This window comes from Bradyrhizobium sp. UFLA06-06, from assembly GCF_054820065.1.
Map to the genome: position 1 here is coordinate 36,607 of NZ_JADFUD010000055.1, position 14,780 is coordinate 51,386.

The window sequence follows — 14,780 nt, forward strand, 5'->3', positions numbered from 1 at the left end:
TGGCAAGAACCGCCCGCTTGGACGGGCCCTTGGGGCCGATTCAACTTTTCCCGGGCATGCTGCCGTAGCTCAGTGGTAGAGCACTCCATTGGTAATGGAGAGGTCGACAGTTCAATCCTGTCTGGCAGCACCAGGATCTTCGCAAACGATGGCAGTCGTAGGCACGCGGTGCACCCGCGTGCGCTGGATCAATGCGCCAGCAGCACGCCCGCCCCGCCGATCGTCAGCACGACGTAGAACGCGAACACACTGCCGACCCATTTCCAATCGATCTGATCGTGTTCGGGGCTGAGGCCTTCGATGATGCCGTGCATGATGGTTTCCTTCAGAAGCGTTTTCGAGCGAAGCGGGTACCGGTTCGCGTGATGAAAACGCGTCAAAACAAGAATCCAGGGCCCCGTTCCGATTCAATCGGAACGGAAAAAGCTCTAGAAGTCGCATGCGCGGTGTATAGCCCGCACCTCGAGCACGTCATGTGACTCACTTCACATTTTGCCATCGCGGAGCGGACCCAGCGTGACCGGCCCAGAACTGAAGAAATTGCGCGAACATCTCGGCGAGGCGCTCGGCCGCGAGCTGACGGCGGCTGACATGGCGAAGCTGTGCGGGCTGTCGGCTGCCGGCGGCGCCGAGAAGCTGCGCAGGTGGGAAGTCACCGGCCCGACCCCGAAGGTTGCCGCCCTGCTGCGCGTGCTGGCGATGGCGAGCGAGCGCTATCCGATCCTGGAGAAGTTCGACGTGTTCGATCGCCACGACGTTCCGGTCAGGGATCGCGCCGCGCGTCGCCAGGCGTTCCGCGAGCAGATGCGCGACGACGTGCGCAAGCGACTGGCCTAAAGCGCGATGAGATTAGGTTGAATCATCATCGCGCTTTAGCTCCTTGTTTGAGCATGATCTTCTCGGAAAACCGCTTCGCACTTTTCCGGATCATGCTCTAGCCGACGGCTTGGTTAACGGGAAATGCGCGCCGCGCGCACCGCGTTAAAGCCTTGGTTCATTCCACCTTAAGCGTTCGTTAGGCACAACAAAACGTTTCGCCGCAAAGGCTGCGACTTAACGCTCCGAGCAGCATTCGGGTGACTGCATTTTATTCAAATGCGGTCTAACCCATCCGCCATGGATGGCGCCCATTCACGCTGCGCCTCATGACTTGTCCGGAGACTGCCCCCATGAAGACGTTCCTGCTCGCAACCGCAGCCGCCGCGGCTGCCGTCGCTGCCTTTGGCGCGACCGCCAACGCCGCCGATTTTAACCGTGGCTATTATCAGAAGGCGCCCGCGCCTGTTTACGCCGCGCCGCTCTACAACTGGACCGGCTTCTATCTCGGCGGCCATCTCGGCGGCGTGTTCTCCCAGAACAACAATTTCAACGGCCTCGCGCTGTCGGACTCCGACGCCCGCTTCATGGGCGGCGTGCAGGGCGGCTACGACTGGCAGTTGTCGCCGATGTGGGTGATCGGCCTCGAAGGCCAGTATTCCTGGGTCGGCGGCCATCAGCTCAACGCGATCTTCCCGGGCGGCTACGTCTACAACAACAACCAGCGCGGCATCGGCTCGATCACCGGTCGCGTCGGCTACACCTGGGGTCCGGGCCTAATCTATGTGAAGGGCGGTTACGCCTATTCCGACAACAACGAAACGGTGACGCTTGGCGGCGCGCCGGTCGGCTTCACGCTCAGCGACAACCACAGCAACGGCTGGACCATCGGCGGCGGCGCCGAATACATGTTCGCGCCGAACTGGTCGGCCAAGGTCGAATACCAGTACTACGACTTCGGCGACAGCCGCTTCACCGCGCCTGGTGCGCTGGTGCCGGTCGGCAGCTTCCACAATGACGAGCACACGGTGAAGGCGGGCCTCAACTACCGCTTCAATCTCGGCAACCTCGGCGGCCCCGCCTACGGCCGCTACTGAGAATACTGCCCACAACCGATAGTGGAAAAGGCCGGCTCACGCCGGCCTTTTTGCGTCCGATCGCGTGCATCGATTCCGCACAGCGAACCAGGACGGCCTGCTGCGCGGCAGCCCTGAAAAATCCCACAGATCGCCGCAATTTTCCCGATTTTGTTAACCGGCCGCACCGATACTCCCGCGCCGGGGAAACATCCAAGAGTAGTGGCCAAGGATAGTGGCCAAGCGTAGTGGGCCAGGGGGCACAGGGGCAATGGCGTTTCGGTTCAAGCTCGGCAAATCAAATCTCAAGCGTATCCATCTGCCGCAGATGGGCGTCAGGGGCAGCCTGTTCGCAGCGTTCGCTGTCATCGCAGGCATGGCGCTGGTGATCAGCGCAGGGGCCGGCATCGTGCTGCATCAGCTCGGCGGCACCATGACCGATCTCTCCGGCCGCGACATTCCGCGGCTTGCCGCGAGCCTGCAACTTGCCGCGCAAAGCGCCTCGCTCGCGGCGCAAGGTCCCGGCCTGCTCGCCGTGCAGAGCGAGGACGCGCTGAACGATCGCACCAAGAAGGTGCAGGACGTCGCGCGGCTTACCAACGCCAAGCTTGGCGAGATCATCGAGCTCGGCGCCGACAAATCCGTGGTCAGCGCGCTGCAGGAGAACGTCAAGAACACCGACGAGGCGACCAAGAGCCTGATCTCGGCGGCGCGCGAGCGGCTCGAGGTCGGCGCGCTGCGCGACAAGCAGTACAACGCGCTGCGCAAGGCGCAGGCGGCGTTCGTCTCCGCCGCAAGTCCGGCGATGCTCGACGCGCAGACCCGCCTCAACGCCATCCTCGCCGCGGCAGAAGTGTCCGCGGACGACGCCACCGAAGCGGCCCGCACCGTCGGCCAGATCAGCAACGTGCTCGCCGCCGGCAATCTGATGGCCGCCGACATGACCGCGGCGCTGTCGGCCAATTCCAGCGAAACCCTCGATGCGATCGAGGCCGAGTTCAAGGCCGGGCGCGAACGCGTCAAGTCCAACCTCGAGGACCTGCCGAACAATCCCGCGATCGTTGCGGTGCGCGACACCGCCTCGAGGCTGCTGGTGCTCGGCGAAGGCAAGACCGGCGTGTTCAAGATCCGCCAGAAGGAGCTCGACGCGATCGACTACGGCCAGACCATCCTGGAAGAGACGCGCAAGCTCAATGTCGGGCTCGGCATCAGCGTCCAGCAGCTGGTCGACGCGGTGCAGAAGGAGACCGACAGTTCGACTTTCCAGGCGCGGCAGCAGATCTCGCTCGCGACCATGGTGATGATCGGCCTCGGCGCCCTGACGCTGGTCGGCTCGTTCCTGTTCGTCTGGCTCTATGTCGGACGCAACATCCTGCGCCGCATCCGCGGCCTGCAGCGCTCGATGCAGCTGTTGTCCGACGGCGACCTCGACACCGAGATCCCGCAGAGCCGCCAGCGCGACGAGATCGCCGTCATGGCCGACGCGCTGCAGGTGTTCCGCGAGAGCATGGTCGAGAGCCGCGAGCTCACGGAAAACCAGAACAAGGACCGCAGCGCCAAGGCGGAGCGCGCCTCGCGCATGGAAGCGCAGATCGTCACGTTCGAATCCAACGTCCGCAGCGCGCTCGGCAGCCTGCAGACCGCGGCGAACTCGATGCAATCGACCGCGCAGAGCATGTCGGCGACCGCCGACCAGTCGAGCGCGCTGGTCAACGCCGTCGCGTCGGCCGCCGAGGAAACCTCGGTCAACGTGCAGACGGTATCGGCCGGCACCGAGGAGCTGTCGTCCTCGATCCAGGAGATCGGCCGCCAGGTCGTCACCTCGGCGGAGATCGCCCGCAAGGCGGTGGAGGAAGCCAGCGCCACCGACAGCACGATGCAGGGGCTCGCCGACAATGCCGCACGCATCAGCGTCGTGGTCGACCTGATCCAGACCATCGCCTCGCAAACCAATCTGCTCGCGCTCAACGCCACCATCGAGGCGGCGCGCGCCGGCGAGGCCGGCCGCGGCTTTGCCGTGGTCGCCTCCGAGGTGAAGAACCTCGCGAGCCAGACCGCCAAGGCGACCGAGGAAATCCGCCAGCAGATCGTCAGCATGCAGGAGGTGACGACCACGGCCGTCTCCGCCATCCGCAACATCTCGAGCACGATCGGCGAGATCAACGACGTCACCACCGCGATCGCCGCCGCGGTCGAGCAGCAGGGCGCGGCGACCCGCGAGATCGCCCGCAACATCCAGCATGCGGCGGGCGGCACCAGCGAGGTGTCGAGTAACATCGTCGGCGTCTCGACCGCCTCGGCCGAGGCGGGCACCGCCGCCGGCGAGGTGCTGAGCGCCTCCGACGCACTGCGCCGCGAGGCCGACGTGCTGCGCTCGGAGATCGACGGCTTCCTGTCGAACATCCGCGCGGCGTAGCAACGATATCCCGTAGCCCGGATGAAGCCAACGGGTCGCGCGAACGCGCGCCCGATGACAGGCTCCGCGAAATCCGGGACCACGATTTGTCTTCCCCTTCCCCCTGAAAGGGGGAAGGTCGGGATGGGGGTTCAGCCGCAGGCGACGCTCCATGTGGAGAGAGCAGATCCCCACCCGCTTCGCTCTGCGAGCAAAGCGACCTCCCCTTTTCAAGGGGAGGTTTGTCCGGATTGCGCTTCGCTTCATCCGGGCTACGGAATTCCGGCGACTTCCCAGCGTATTCTCCGGACGACTATCTGATTTTTCGGCTGGCGCGGCGGCCCGTGTGCCGCTAAGCCGGTAGCATGCATACGAAGACCGACCCCGTGCACTCCTCGGCGGAGGCACTGCGATACCCTTGGGAGAACCATCCCGGCCACGACCAGGTCGTGGAGGTGGCTCCCGGCGTGCTGTGGGCGCGGCTGAAGCTGCCGTTCCGCCTCAACCATGTGAACATCTATCTGCTCGCCGACGGCGACGGCTGGACCATGGTGGATGCCGGCTTCGGCAACGAGGAATCGATCGCGGCCTGGACCACGCTGTTCGAGGGGCCGCTGAAGCACGTCAAGGTCACCCGCCTGATCGTGACGCATTCGCACCCCGACCATGTCGGTCTCGCCGGCTGGATCACCGAGCGCTTCGGCTGTCCGCTGTTCATGTCGCAGGTGGAATATCTGCAGTCGGTCTATCACCAGAATCGCGGCACCGAGGAGCGGCGCAACGCGCAGCGGCTGTTCTTCCGCCGCCACGGCATGGACGAGGACCTGACCGAGAAACTGCTCGGCCGCGGCCAGGACTATTTGAAGCGCGTGTCGGTGCTGCCGCCGTCCTATCACCGCCTTACCCATGGCGACGAGGTCGTGATCGGCACGCGGCGCTTCAAGGTGATTACCGGCGGCGGCCACGCGCTCGACCAGGTGATGCTGTATTGCGCGGCCGACAAGCTGTTCCTGTCCGCCGACCAGGTGCTGAGCAAGATCTCGCCCAATGTCAGCGTCTGGGCGGTCGAGCCCGAGCAGAACTCGCTCGGCGAATATCTGGCGTCGCTGGCGAGCCTGACCACCACCCTGCCCTACGACGTGATGGTGCTGCCCGGCCACGGCGTACCGTTCTACGGGCTGAAGACCCGGATCAAGCAGCTCGCCGATCACCATGAGGAGCGCTGCCGGCTGATCGCCGAGGCCTGCCGCGAGGTGCCGCAGACCTCCAAGGAGCTGGTGCCGGTGGTGTTCCACAAGCACGTGCTGGACGAGCACCAGATGGGCTTCGCCGCCGGCGAGCTGGTCGCCCATGTCAACTACATGCTGGTCGAGGGCCGCCTGACGGCCGAGATGCACGCCGACGGCATGCTGCGCTTCAAGACGACCTGAACCCGGCCGGGCGGCAAGGCATCGCCCAGCGATTTGACCGAAATCAAGCCGAACGGCCCCGGCTAGGGCAATTTGCCCAACTGCGGCGCATGCCCAGATGTGGGTCAATGCATGGACATTAGAGCTGGAAAAGCTCTAAGAAGTAGCAATCATTCCGGTCAGGTTCCGCTTTCTGGGTTTGCCGATGGATTACAGCCAGTTTTTCAATGCCGCCCTCAACCGCCTGCACGACGAGCGGCGCTACCGGGTGTTCGCCGACCTCGAGCGGATCGCGGGACGCTTCCCGCACGCGACCTGGCATTCGCCGAGAGGCAGCCGCAACGTCGTGATCTGGTGCTCCAACGACTATCTCGGCATGGGCCAGCACCCCAAGGTGGTCGGTGCCATGGTCGAGACCGCGACCCGGGTCGGCACCGGCGCCGGCGGCACCCGCAACATCGCGGGCACCCATCACCCGCTGGTGCAACTCGAGGCGGAACTCGCCGACCTCCACGGCAAGGAAGCCTCGCTGCTGTTCACCTCGGGCTATGTCTCGAACCAGACCGGCATCTCGACGCTCGCCAAGCTGATCCCGAACTGCCTGATCCTTTCGGACGCGCTGAACCACAATTCGATGATCGAGGGCGTGCGCCAGGCCGGCTGCGAGCGCCAGATCTTCCGCCACAACGACGTCGCGCATCTCGAGGAGCTCCTGATCGCCGCCGGTCCCGACCGGCCGAAGCTGATCGTCTGCGAGAGCCTTTATTCGATGGACGGCGACGTCGCGCCGCTCGGCAAGATCTGCGATCTCGCCGAGCAATACGGCGCCATGACCTATCTCGACGAAGTGCATGCGGTCGGCATGTACGGCCCGCGCGGCGGCGGCATCGCCGAGCGCGACGGCGTGATGCACCGGATCGATATCGTCGAGGGCACGCTGGCAAAAGCGTTCGGCTGCCTCGGCGGCTACATTGCAGGCCGCGCCGAGGTCATCGACGCGGTGCGCTCCTATGCGCCGGGCTTCATCTTCACCACCGCGCTGCCGCCGGCGATCTGCTCGGCCGCGACGGCTGCGATCCGGCACCTGAAGACCTCGAACTGGGAGCGCGAGCGCCACCAGGACCGCGCCGCCCGCACCAAGGCGATCCTGACCGCCGCCGGCCTGCCTGTCATGTCGAGCGACACCCATATCGTGCCGCTGTTCGTCGGCGATCCCGAGAAGTGCAAGCGCGCCTCCGACCTGCTGCTCGAGGACCACGGCATCTATATCCAGCCGATCAACTATCCGACGGTCGCCAAGGGCACCGAGCGGCTGCGCATCACGCCCTCGCCCTACCATGACGACGGCCTGATCGACGCGCTGGCCGAGGCGCTGCTCCAGGTCTGGGACCGGCTCGGCCTGCCGCTGCGCCAGAAGTCGCTGGCCGCCGAGTAACCCTATTCGTTTCCGACCCCGAATTTGGGCCGGCCGTGCATCGCGCGGCCGGCCCTTTGCGTTATATAATCCGGTATCCGGCCCCTTCCCCGGCCTGGACGGAGATAAGCAGCGATGCTGCACGACTGGGGCGTAATCGCCACGGCGTTCGCCTACATCGGATTGTTGTTCTTCATTGCCAGCCGCGGCGACCGCACGTCGCCGGGCGAGCGCGGCCGTGCCAGCCAGTGGATCTATCCGCTGTCGCTGGCGATCTACTGCACCTCCTGGACCTTCTTCGGCTCGGTCGGCTTCGCCACCCGCACCAGCATCGACTTCCTGGCGATCTATGTCGGCCCGATCGTGATGGTCGGACTGTGCACGCCGCTGCTGCGCCGGGTGATCGCGCTCGCCAAGTCGCAGAACATCACCTCGATCGCCGACTTCATCGCCGCGCGCTACGGCAAGAGCCAGGCGGTGGCGGCGACCGTGGCGCTGATCGCGATCATCGGCTCCGTGCCCTACATCGCGCTGCAGCTGAAGGCGGTGGCGGCGTCGCTGGAGACCATCCTGAGCGAGGACCAGGCGTTCTCGAAAATCCCCGTGATTGGCGACATCGCGCTGATGGTGACGCTGGCGATGGCGGTGTTCGCGGTGCTGTTCGGCACCCGCCACACCGACGCGACCGAGCACCAGCACGGCCTGATCCTGGCGATCGCGGCCGAATCCATCGTCAAGTTGGTCGCCTTCATCGCCGCCGGCGCCTTCGTCACCTTCTGGATGTTCTCTCCGGTCGAGCTCTACGAGCGCGCCCTGAAGACGCCGGAGGCGGTGCGCGCGATCGAATATGTGCCGTCGATCGGCAATTTCCTGATCATGACGCTGCTGTCGTTCTGCGCGGTCATGCTGCTGCCGCGCCAGTTCCATGTCAGCGTGGTCGAGAATTCGACGCCCGCCGAAGTCACCCGGGCGCGCTGGCTGTTTCCGCTCTATCTTATCGCCATCAACCTGTTCGTGATTCCGATCGCGATCGCCGGCCTCGTCATCTTCCCGTTCGGCGCGGTCGATGCCGACATGTTCGTGCTGGCGCTGCCGATCGAGGGCAATTCGCAATTGCTCAGCCTCGCCGTGTTCGTCGGCGGGCTGTCGGCGGCGACCGCGATGGTGATCGTCGAATGCGTCGCGCTGTCGATCATGGTCTCCAACGACATCGTGCTGCCGCTGGTCCTGCCGCGTAGCGACGATGCCAGCGCCGGCCAGAAGGACTTTGGCGATTTCCTGCTGAAGGCGCGCCGCTTCTCGATCTTCGCCATCATGGTGCTGGCGTATTTCTACTATCGCGCGCTCGGCAACACCCAGCTGGTCGCGATCGGCCTGTTGTCGTTTGCCGCGATCAGCCAGCTGGCGCCGGCGTTCTTCGGCGGCCTGTTCTGGCGCAGGGCCACCGCCCGCGGCGCCATGGCGGGCATGCTGGTCGGCTTCGCGACGTGGCTCTACACGCTGTTCATCCCGAGTTTCCTGGAAACCTCGACCGCCGGCCTGATGCTGCTGCAGCACGGGCCGTTCGGGATCGAGGCGCTGCGGCCGCAGGCGCTGTTCGACGCCGACCTGCCACCGCTGCTGCACGGCGTGCTGTGGAGCCTTGCGCTCAACATCCTCACCTATGTGCTGTTCTCGCTGGCGCGCGCGCCGTCCTCGATCGAGCTGTTGCAGGCCGACGTGTTCGTGCCCAACGCGCTGGCGCCGATCGCGCCCAGCTTCCGGCGCTGGCGCACCACGGTGACGGTGGAGGACATCCAGAGCACGGTGACGCAATATCTCGGCCCCGACCGGACCCGCGAGGCCTTCGCCTCCTTCGCCGTCGACCGCAACATCGTGCTGCTGGCGTCGGCACCGGCCGATTTCGAGCTGCTGCAGCATGCCGAGCGCTTGATCGCCTCCTCGATCGGGGCGGCGTCCTCGCGCCTCGTGATGTCGCTGCTGCTGCAACGGCGCACGGTGTCGGCCAAGGCCGCGCTGAAACTGCTCGACGATTCCCACGCCGCCCTGCACTTCAACCGCGAGATCCTGCAGACCGCGCTCAATCACGTGCGCCAGGGCATCGCGGTGTTCGACGCCGATCTGCAGCTGATCTGTTCCAACCGCCAGTTCTCCGAATTGCTGGGGCTGCCGCAGCATCTGGTGCAGCTCGGCATCCCGCTGTCCGAGATCCTCGAATTCATGGGCGCGATCAGTCCGCCCGCGTCCGGCGACGGCGACAGCCTGCTGCAGGCCCGCCTGCGCGCCTACACCACCGAGGGCGAGCCCTATCTGGAACGTTTCACCGACCGCCATCTGGTGATCGAGGTGCGTGCCAACCGGATGCCGGGCGGCGGGCTCGTCATCACCTTCTCCGACGTCACGCCGAGCTTCGAGGCGGCGGAGGCGCTGGAGCGCGCCAACGCGACGCTGGAGAAGCGGGTGCGCGACCGCACCGAGGAGCTGACGCGGTTGAACTCGGAGCTCGCGCTCGCCAAGGGCATCGCGGAAGACGCCAACGCCTCCAAGACGCGTTTCCTGGCGGCCGCCAGCCACGACATCCTGCAGCCGCTCAACGCGGCGCGCCTCTATGTCACGAGCCTGGTCGAGCGCCAGAACGGCGGCGAGGATTCCCGCCTGGTCGAGAACATCGACGACTCGCTCGAGGCGATCGAGGACATCCTGGGCGCGCTGCTCGACATTTCCAGGCTCGATGCCGGCGCCATGACGCCGGCGATCACGAGCTTCCGGATGGCCGACCTGATGCGCTCGCTGGAGATCGAGTTCATGCCGATCGCCCGCGACAAGGGCCTCGACCTGCGCTTCGTGGCCTGCTCGCTGCCGGTCGAATCCGACCGCTCGCTGCTGCGCCGGCTGCTGCAGAACTTCATCTCCAACGCGATCAAATATACCCCGCGCGGCCGCGTCCTGATCGGTTGCCGCCGCCGCGGCGCCACGCTCCAGATCAGCATCTTCGACACCGGCGTCGGCATTCCCGTGCAGAAGCGCGGCGAGATATTCAAGGAGTTCCATCGCCTCGAGCAGGGCGCCCGGATCGCGCGCGGCCTCGGCCTCGGCCTGTCGATCGTCGAGCGGCTGGCGCGGGTGCTCAACCACCGCATCGCGATCTCGGCCAATGTCAGCGGCGGCTCGGCGTTCTCGGTCACCGTGCCGGTCGCGACCGCGGTCAACCATACCGCGGCGGTCACCACCGCGACGCCGCTATCGAAGACGCCGATGAGCGGTTCGCTGATCGTCTGCATCGAGAACGATCCCGCCATCCTCGACGGCATGAAGACGCTGCTGACGGCGTGGGACGCCGAGGTGATCGCGGTGCTCGACGCCGAGGGCGCGATCAGCGCGATCGAGGCCGCCGGCGGCCGCGTCACCGGCGTGCTGGTCGACTACCATCTCGACCGCGGCAACGGCGTCGCCGCGATCCGCGAGATCCGCCGCCGCTTCGGTGACGGCATTCCGGCGATTCTGATCACCGCCGACCGCAGCCCCGCGGTGCGCGCCGCCGCGCGCGAGGAGAACATCGCGGTGCTGAACAAGCCGGTCAAACCCGCCTCGCTGCGCGCCCTGCTCGGACAATGGCGCACCCAGCAGATGGTGGCGGCGGAGTAGCGCGCGGCGGCGCAATCCGGGCGCGCATCTCGCTTTGGATCATGATGCGACTGGATCGAATCGCATCATAAAGGCGCCGCAAAGACACTGCGCTCCCTCCCGTAAGCGCGAGAGGTAAAGCCAGCCGCGGAGTGGCCGGCTCAACCGAAAATCACATGCTCCAGCAAGATCGCCAGGCGTCAGTTCAGTTCGGTCCCATTCCGGCCGACGCCGGGTGCCCTGGCACCTGAAAGCGCTTGCCTGTGTCGGTAACGTTGGTTCCGTCGACCTTGAGGATCGAGAAATCCTGGCTGAGGTAGTTCCCGACCAGGATGTATTTTCCGTCGGGCGTGAAGACCGCGGCCTCAGGCAGTCCGCCGACTTCGATATCTCCGGTCTTGGTAACTTTCTTGCCGTCGATCTTCAGGACCGAGACGCTGCCGTTCTTCTCGTGGAAGAACGCATTCTTCATGTTCGAGCCGCGCAGGATCACCGAGACTGCGAGATCCCCCTTCGGACTGACGCCAAGCCCCTCCGGTCCATCGCCGACCACCACGCGATCGATGATGCGCGGCGGCTTCGCTTCGAGATCGATGACGCTGGCCGTGTCGACGCTGCCGTCCGACGCGCCTGAGTTGCCATTGTCCGACGTCAACGCGATCTTGCTGTTCGGGGTCACTGCGACATTGTAAGGCCATTGGCCGACCGGCAGGTCTATCTTGTTGTAGGTGACTTTGTCGCCGGCGATATCGAGCACCGATATCTTGTGCCCGGGAAAACGCGCGACCAGCGCGTGCTTGCCGTCTGGCGCGAACGCGACATGTGCGACACTGTCAGGCATCGATATCGTGTCGGTGATCTTGACGTCAGTGCCGTTGACCGAAAGTACGCTGATCGAATTGTCCCCGCGGTTGGCAACCAACGCCATCTTGCCATCGGGACTGAAGCTCAAGCCTGATGGCTGCTTTCCGCCGGCAATGGTCGCTGCCAGCTTGGGCGGGGTCGCCTTGAGATCGATCACATAGATCTTGTTATCCGGCACCTGCTTCAGAGCGTCGCCTTCCTTCACCACGTCGACCGAATCCGCGACCAGCGCCACCGTTCCGGTCGGATCGATCGCGACGTTGACCGGGGGGCCGACTACCGAGTTCTTCAATGGGAGAGAAGCCGCAATCTTCGGGTTCTCGGGATCGGCGAGATCGACGATCAGCACTTGATCCTTGCCGGGCGCTGACAGCACCGGCTTGCCGTCGTCGTCCCACAACAGCTTCTCGTCCAGGCCGACGATCATCAGGGGCTTGGCCTGAGCGCAATTGAAAGAGCTGGTACCGAGAAGGATTGCCGCAGCCAGAGATAGTCCGGCGGCGCGAGTGACGGAAATCATGGCGTTCTCCCCAAAAGCACGCGGCCTCTCACGGGCCGATGCCGGACAGGATACTCGGTTTTCGACCGATGCGCAGTTTGAATGGGATCTGGATGGCTTCGCGGAAGCGTGCCATCGGGCGCGTTTTCGCGCCACCCATCGGCTCGCAATGCCGTGGCCCGAGCCCGGCAATCACAGCTGGAGTTGCTCGGGACTACGTCGGCGGAGTGCCCTGGCGCCACTGGCCGCCGGCGATCTTGGCGGCGGCGATCACGGCTTGGGTGCGGCTTTCGACGCCGAGCTTCTGCAGGATCGCCGAGACATGGGCCTTGATGGTGGCTTCGGAGACGCCGAGCTCATAGGCAATCTGCTTGTTGAGCAGCCCCTCGGACAGCATCATCAGCACCCGCACCTGCTGCGGGGTCAGCGTGACCAGCCGGTCGCGCAGCCGCGTCATGTCGGGATCGCCGGCCGCCGACAGATCGGTGTCCGGTGGCACCCAGACGTCACCCTCCATCACCTTCATGATGGCATCCCGCAACGTCTCGACGCCGAAGCGCTTGGGGATGAAGCCGGAGGCGCCGAAGTCGAGCGAGCGCCGGATGGTTCCGGCATCGTCACTGGCGGAGACGATGACGACCGGGATCGCAGGGTATTGCGCCCGCAGATAGATCAGGCCGGAGAAGCCGCTGATCCCCGGCATGCTCAGATCGAGCAGGATCAGGTCGACCTCGGAGTCCCGCTCCAACAGCGCGGTCAGGTCCTCGAACGATCCGGCCTCGCTGATCGTGGCCGATCTCACGACGCTCGACACCGCCTGACGCAACGCATCGCGGAACAGCGGATGGTCGTCGGCGATGACAAGATGAGTATTGGCAGCAGTAGTCATCTCAGTCCCACAAGCGGGCTTTAGGCAAACCCGCGTCGCTCGGTTTTCGCCCGCGCGGCAGTATCACGCAAGCGCTTGATAATACCAGATGCCAACGCGGTTAACCCGCGCAGCTTGTGCGCCGCAATAGACGCCTGCGAAGGCGTTCCATCCTGCTCTTCCTTCTGAAGATAGGTTCGATCCTGAAAAGGCCAAAAGTCTTATTGGGGCGGGTTTCACTGCGATGTTACCTTCATCTCAAGCCGAGGGCCTATTCGGGCCTCACCCGCCAGCCGGGGGCGAGCATGGCAGCAATATTTCGGGGGGAGCAATCCAGATGTCCACTATGACTGCAACTTCGGCGCGGCCCGCCGGCATGACAAAGGATGAGCGTTTCGTCATCCTCGCGTCGTCGCTCGGTACCGTGTTCGAGTGGTACGACTTCTATCTCTACGGTTCGCTGGCCGGCATCATCGGCGCGCAGTTCTTCTCCGACTATCCGCCGGCGACCCGCGACATCTTCGCGTTGCTGGCATTCGCCGCGGGCTTCCTGGTGCGCCCGTTCGGCGCGATCGTGTTCGGCCGGGTCGGCGACATCGTCGGCCGCAAATACACCTTCCTCGTCACCATCCTGATCATGGGTCTGTCGACCTTCATCGTCGGCCTGTTGCCCAACGCCAAGACCATCGGCATCGCGGCGCCGATCATCCTGATCTCGCTGCGCCTGCTGCAGGGCCTCGCGCTCGGCGGCGAATATGGCGGTGCCGCGACCTATGTCGCCGAGCATGCCCCGCCCGGCAAGCGCGGCTACTACACCTCCTTCATCCAGACCACGGCAACGCTCGGCCTGTTCCTGTCGCTGCTGGTGATCCTGTTCACGCGAACCCTCACCGGCGAAAAGGATTTCGCCGACTGGGGCTGGCGCATTCCGTTCCTGGTGTCGGTGCTGCTGCTCGGCATCTCGGTCTGGATCCGGCTGCGGCTGAACGAATCGCCGGTGTTCCAGCGGATGAAGGAGGAGGGCAAGACCTCCAAGGCGCCGCTGACCGAGGCCTTCGCGACCTGGAGCAACGCCAAGATCGTGATCCTCGCACTGCTCGGCCTGACCATGGGCCAGGCGGTGATCTGGTACACGGGCCAGTTCTACGCGCTGTTCTTCCTGCAATCGATCCTGAAGGTCGACGGCTATACCGCCAACCTCTTGATCGCCTGGTCCCTGTTGCTCGGCACCGGCTTCTTCCTGGTGTTCGGCGCGCTGTCGGACAAGATCGGCCGCAAGCCGATCATCCTGGCCGGCTGCCTGATCGGCGCACTCACGCTGTTCCCGATCTTCAAGATGATCACGACCAACGCCAATCCGGCGCTGGAGAAGGCCTATGAGACGGTCAAGGTGCAGGTGGTTGCGGATCCTGCCGGCTGCGGCGATCTGTTCAACCCGGTCGGCACCCGCGTCTTTAGCGCGCCCTGCGACACCGCCCGCGCCTTCCTTGCCCAATCGTCGGTGAAATACTCGACGGTGCCGGGCCCGGCCGGCTCGCCGGTGAAGATCCTGATCAACGACAAGGAAGTGCCGTATACGGACGCCAAGACGTCGAACCCCGCAATCCTCGCGGCGGTGCAGGCGGCGGGCTATCCGAAGCCGGGTGACGCCGGCATCGTGAAGATGTCGCACCCGTTCGATGTCTTCCGTCCGCAGGTGGCCGCGGTCATCGGCCTGCTGTTCATCCTGGTGCTCTACGTCACCATGGTCTACGGCCCGATTGCCGCCATGCTGGTCGAACTGTTCCCGACCCGCATCCGCTACACCTCGATGTC

Annotated in this window: 10 protein-coding genes and 1 tRNA gene; 8 read left to right on the forward strand and 3 right to left on the reverse strand. The window is 65.0% G+C overall.

Annotation, left to right across the window (positions count from 1 at the left end):
* Positions 1–58: 58 nt before the first annotated feature.
* Positions 59–133, forward strand: a tRNA-Thr gene (locus tag IF803_RS32720).
* A 55-nt stretch (positions 134–188) separates the two neighbouring features.
* Here the strand turns inward: IF803_RS32720 and IF803_RS32725 are convergent.
* On the reverse strand, positions 189–314 hold the full coding sequence (locus IF803_RS32725; protein WP_259245041.1) for a hypothetical protein: 126 nt from the start codon (positions 312–314) through the stop codon (positions 189–191).
* Between the two features lie 202 nt (positions 315–516).
* Here IF803_RS32725 and IF803_RS32730 point away from each other — a divergent pair, with 202 nt between their 5' ends.
* The 6 genes from IF803_RS32730 (at position 517) to IF803_RS32755 (ending at position 10,755) form a co-directional block, all read left to right on the forward strand.
* Complete coding sequence (locus tag IF803_RS32730; protein ID WP_461194939.1) at positions 517–837, forward strand: hypothetical protein; 321 nt, start codon at positions 517–519, stop codon at positions 835–837.
* A gap of 332 nt (positions 838–1,169) precedes the next feature.
* A complete protein-coding gene (locus IF803_RS32735; RefSeq protein WP_461194941.1) occupies positions 1,170–1,913 on the forward strand; it encodes an outer membrane protein in 744 nt (247 codons plus the stop codon).
* A gap of 250 nt (positions 1,914–2,163) precedes the next feature.
* Entirely contained in the window at positions 2,164–4,308 is a 2,145-nt protein-coding gene (locus IF803_RS32740; protein WP_461194942.1) for a methyl-accepting chemotaxis protein, read from the forward strand.
* Between the two features lie 344 nt (positions 4,309–4,652).
* Positions 4,653–5,717, forward strand: a complete 1,065-nt coding sequence (locus IF803_RS32745) for an MBL fold metallo-hydrolase (protein WP_026191925.1) — start codon at positions 4,653–4,655, stop codon at positions 5,715–5,717.
* Between the two features lie 184 nt (positions 5,718–5,901).
* Positions 5,902–7,131: a 5-aminolevulinate synthase gene (gene hemA / locus IF803_RS32750; protein WP_411780124.1), complete on the forward strand. Its 1,230-nt coding sequence runs from the start codon at positions 5,902–5,904 to the stop codon at positions 7,129–7,131.
* A gap of 114 nt (positions 7,132–7,245) precedes the next feature.
* Positions 7,246–10,755, forward strand: coding sequence for a PAS domain-containing hybrid sensor histidine kinase/response regulator (locus IF803_RS32755; protein ID WP_461194943.1), 3,510 nt, complete (start codon positions 7,246–7,248; stop codon positions 10,753–10,755).
* Between the two features lie 184 nt (positions 10,756–10,939).
* Here the strand turns inward: IF803_RS32755 and IF803_RS32760 are convergent, their stop codons facing one another.
* Entirely contained in the window at positions 10,940–12,118 is a 1,179-nt protein-coding gene (locus IF803_RS32760; RefSeq protein WP_461194944.1) for a beta-propeller fold lactonase family protein, read from the reverse strand.
* A 193-nt stretch (positions 12,119–12,311) separates the two neighbouring features.
* Positions 12,312–12,986 (reverse strand): response regulator, encoded by a 675-nt coding sequence (locus tag IF803_RS32765; RefSeq protein ID WP_461194945.1) that lies wholly within the window; start codon positions 12,984–12,986, stop codon positions 12,312–12,314.
* Between the two features lie 316 nt (positions 12,987–13,302).
* Between IF803_RS32765 and IF803_RS32770 the strand changes: the two genes are divergently transcribed.
* A partial coding sequence (locus IF803_RS32770) for an MFS transporter (protein ID WP_461194946.1) occupies positions 13,303–14,780 on the forward strand: 1,478 nt, incomplete at its 3' end.

What these genes read in the sequence shown, in the direction of transcription:
- IF803_RS32725 (WP_259245041.1), bottom strand. Translation starts at nt 314, where the DNA reads ATGCACGGCATCATCGAAGGCCTCAGCCCCGAACACGATCAGATCGAT.
- IF803_RS32735 (WP_461194941.1), top strand. Translation starts at nt 1,170, where the DNA reads ATGAAGACGTTCCTGCTCGCAACCGCAGCCGCCGCGGCTGCCGTCGCT.
- IF803_RS32740 (WP_461194942.1), top strand. Translation starts at nt 2,164, where the DNA reads ATGGCGTTTCGGTTCAAGCTCGGCAAATCAAATCTCAAGCGTATCCAT.
- IF803_RS32745 (WP_026191925.1), top strand. Translation starts at nt 4,653, where the DNA reads ATGCATACGAAGACCGACCCCGTGCACTCCTCGGCGGAGGCACTGCGA.
- hemA (WP_411780124.1), top strand. Translation starts at nt 5,902, where the DNA reads ATGGATTACAGCCAGTTTTTCAATGCCGCCCTCAACCGCCTGCACGAC.
- IF803_RS32755 (WP_461194943.1), top strand. Translation starts at nt 7,246, where the DNA reads ATGCTGCACGACTGGGGCGTAATCGCCACGGCGTTCGCCTACATCGGA.
- IF803_RS32760 (WP_461194944.1), bottom strand. Translation starts at nt 12,118, where the DNA reads ATGATTTCCGTCACTCGCGCCGCCGGACTATCTCTGGCTGCGGCAATC.
- IF803_RS32765 (WP_461194945.1), bottom strand. Translation starts at nt 12,986, where the DNA reads ATGACTACTGCTGCCAATACTCATCTTGTCATCGCCGACGACCATCCG.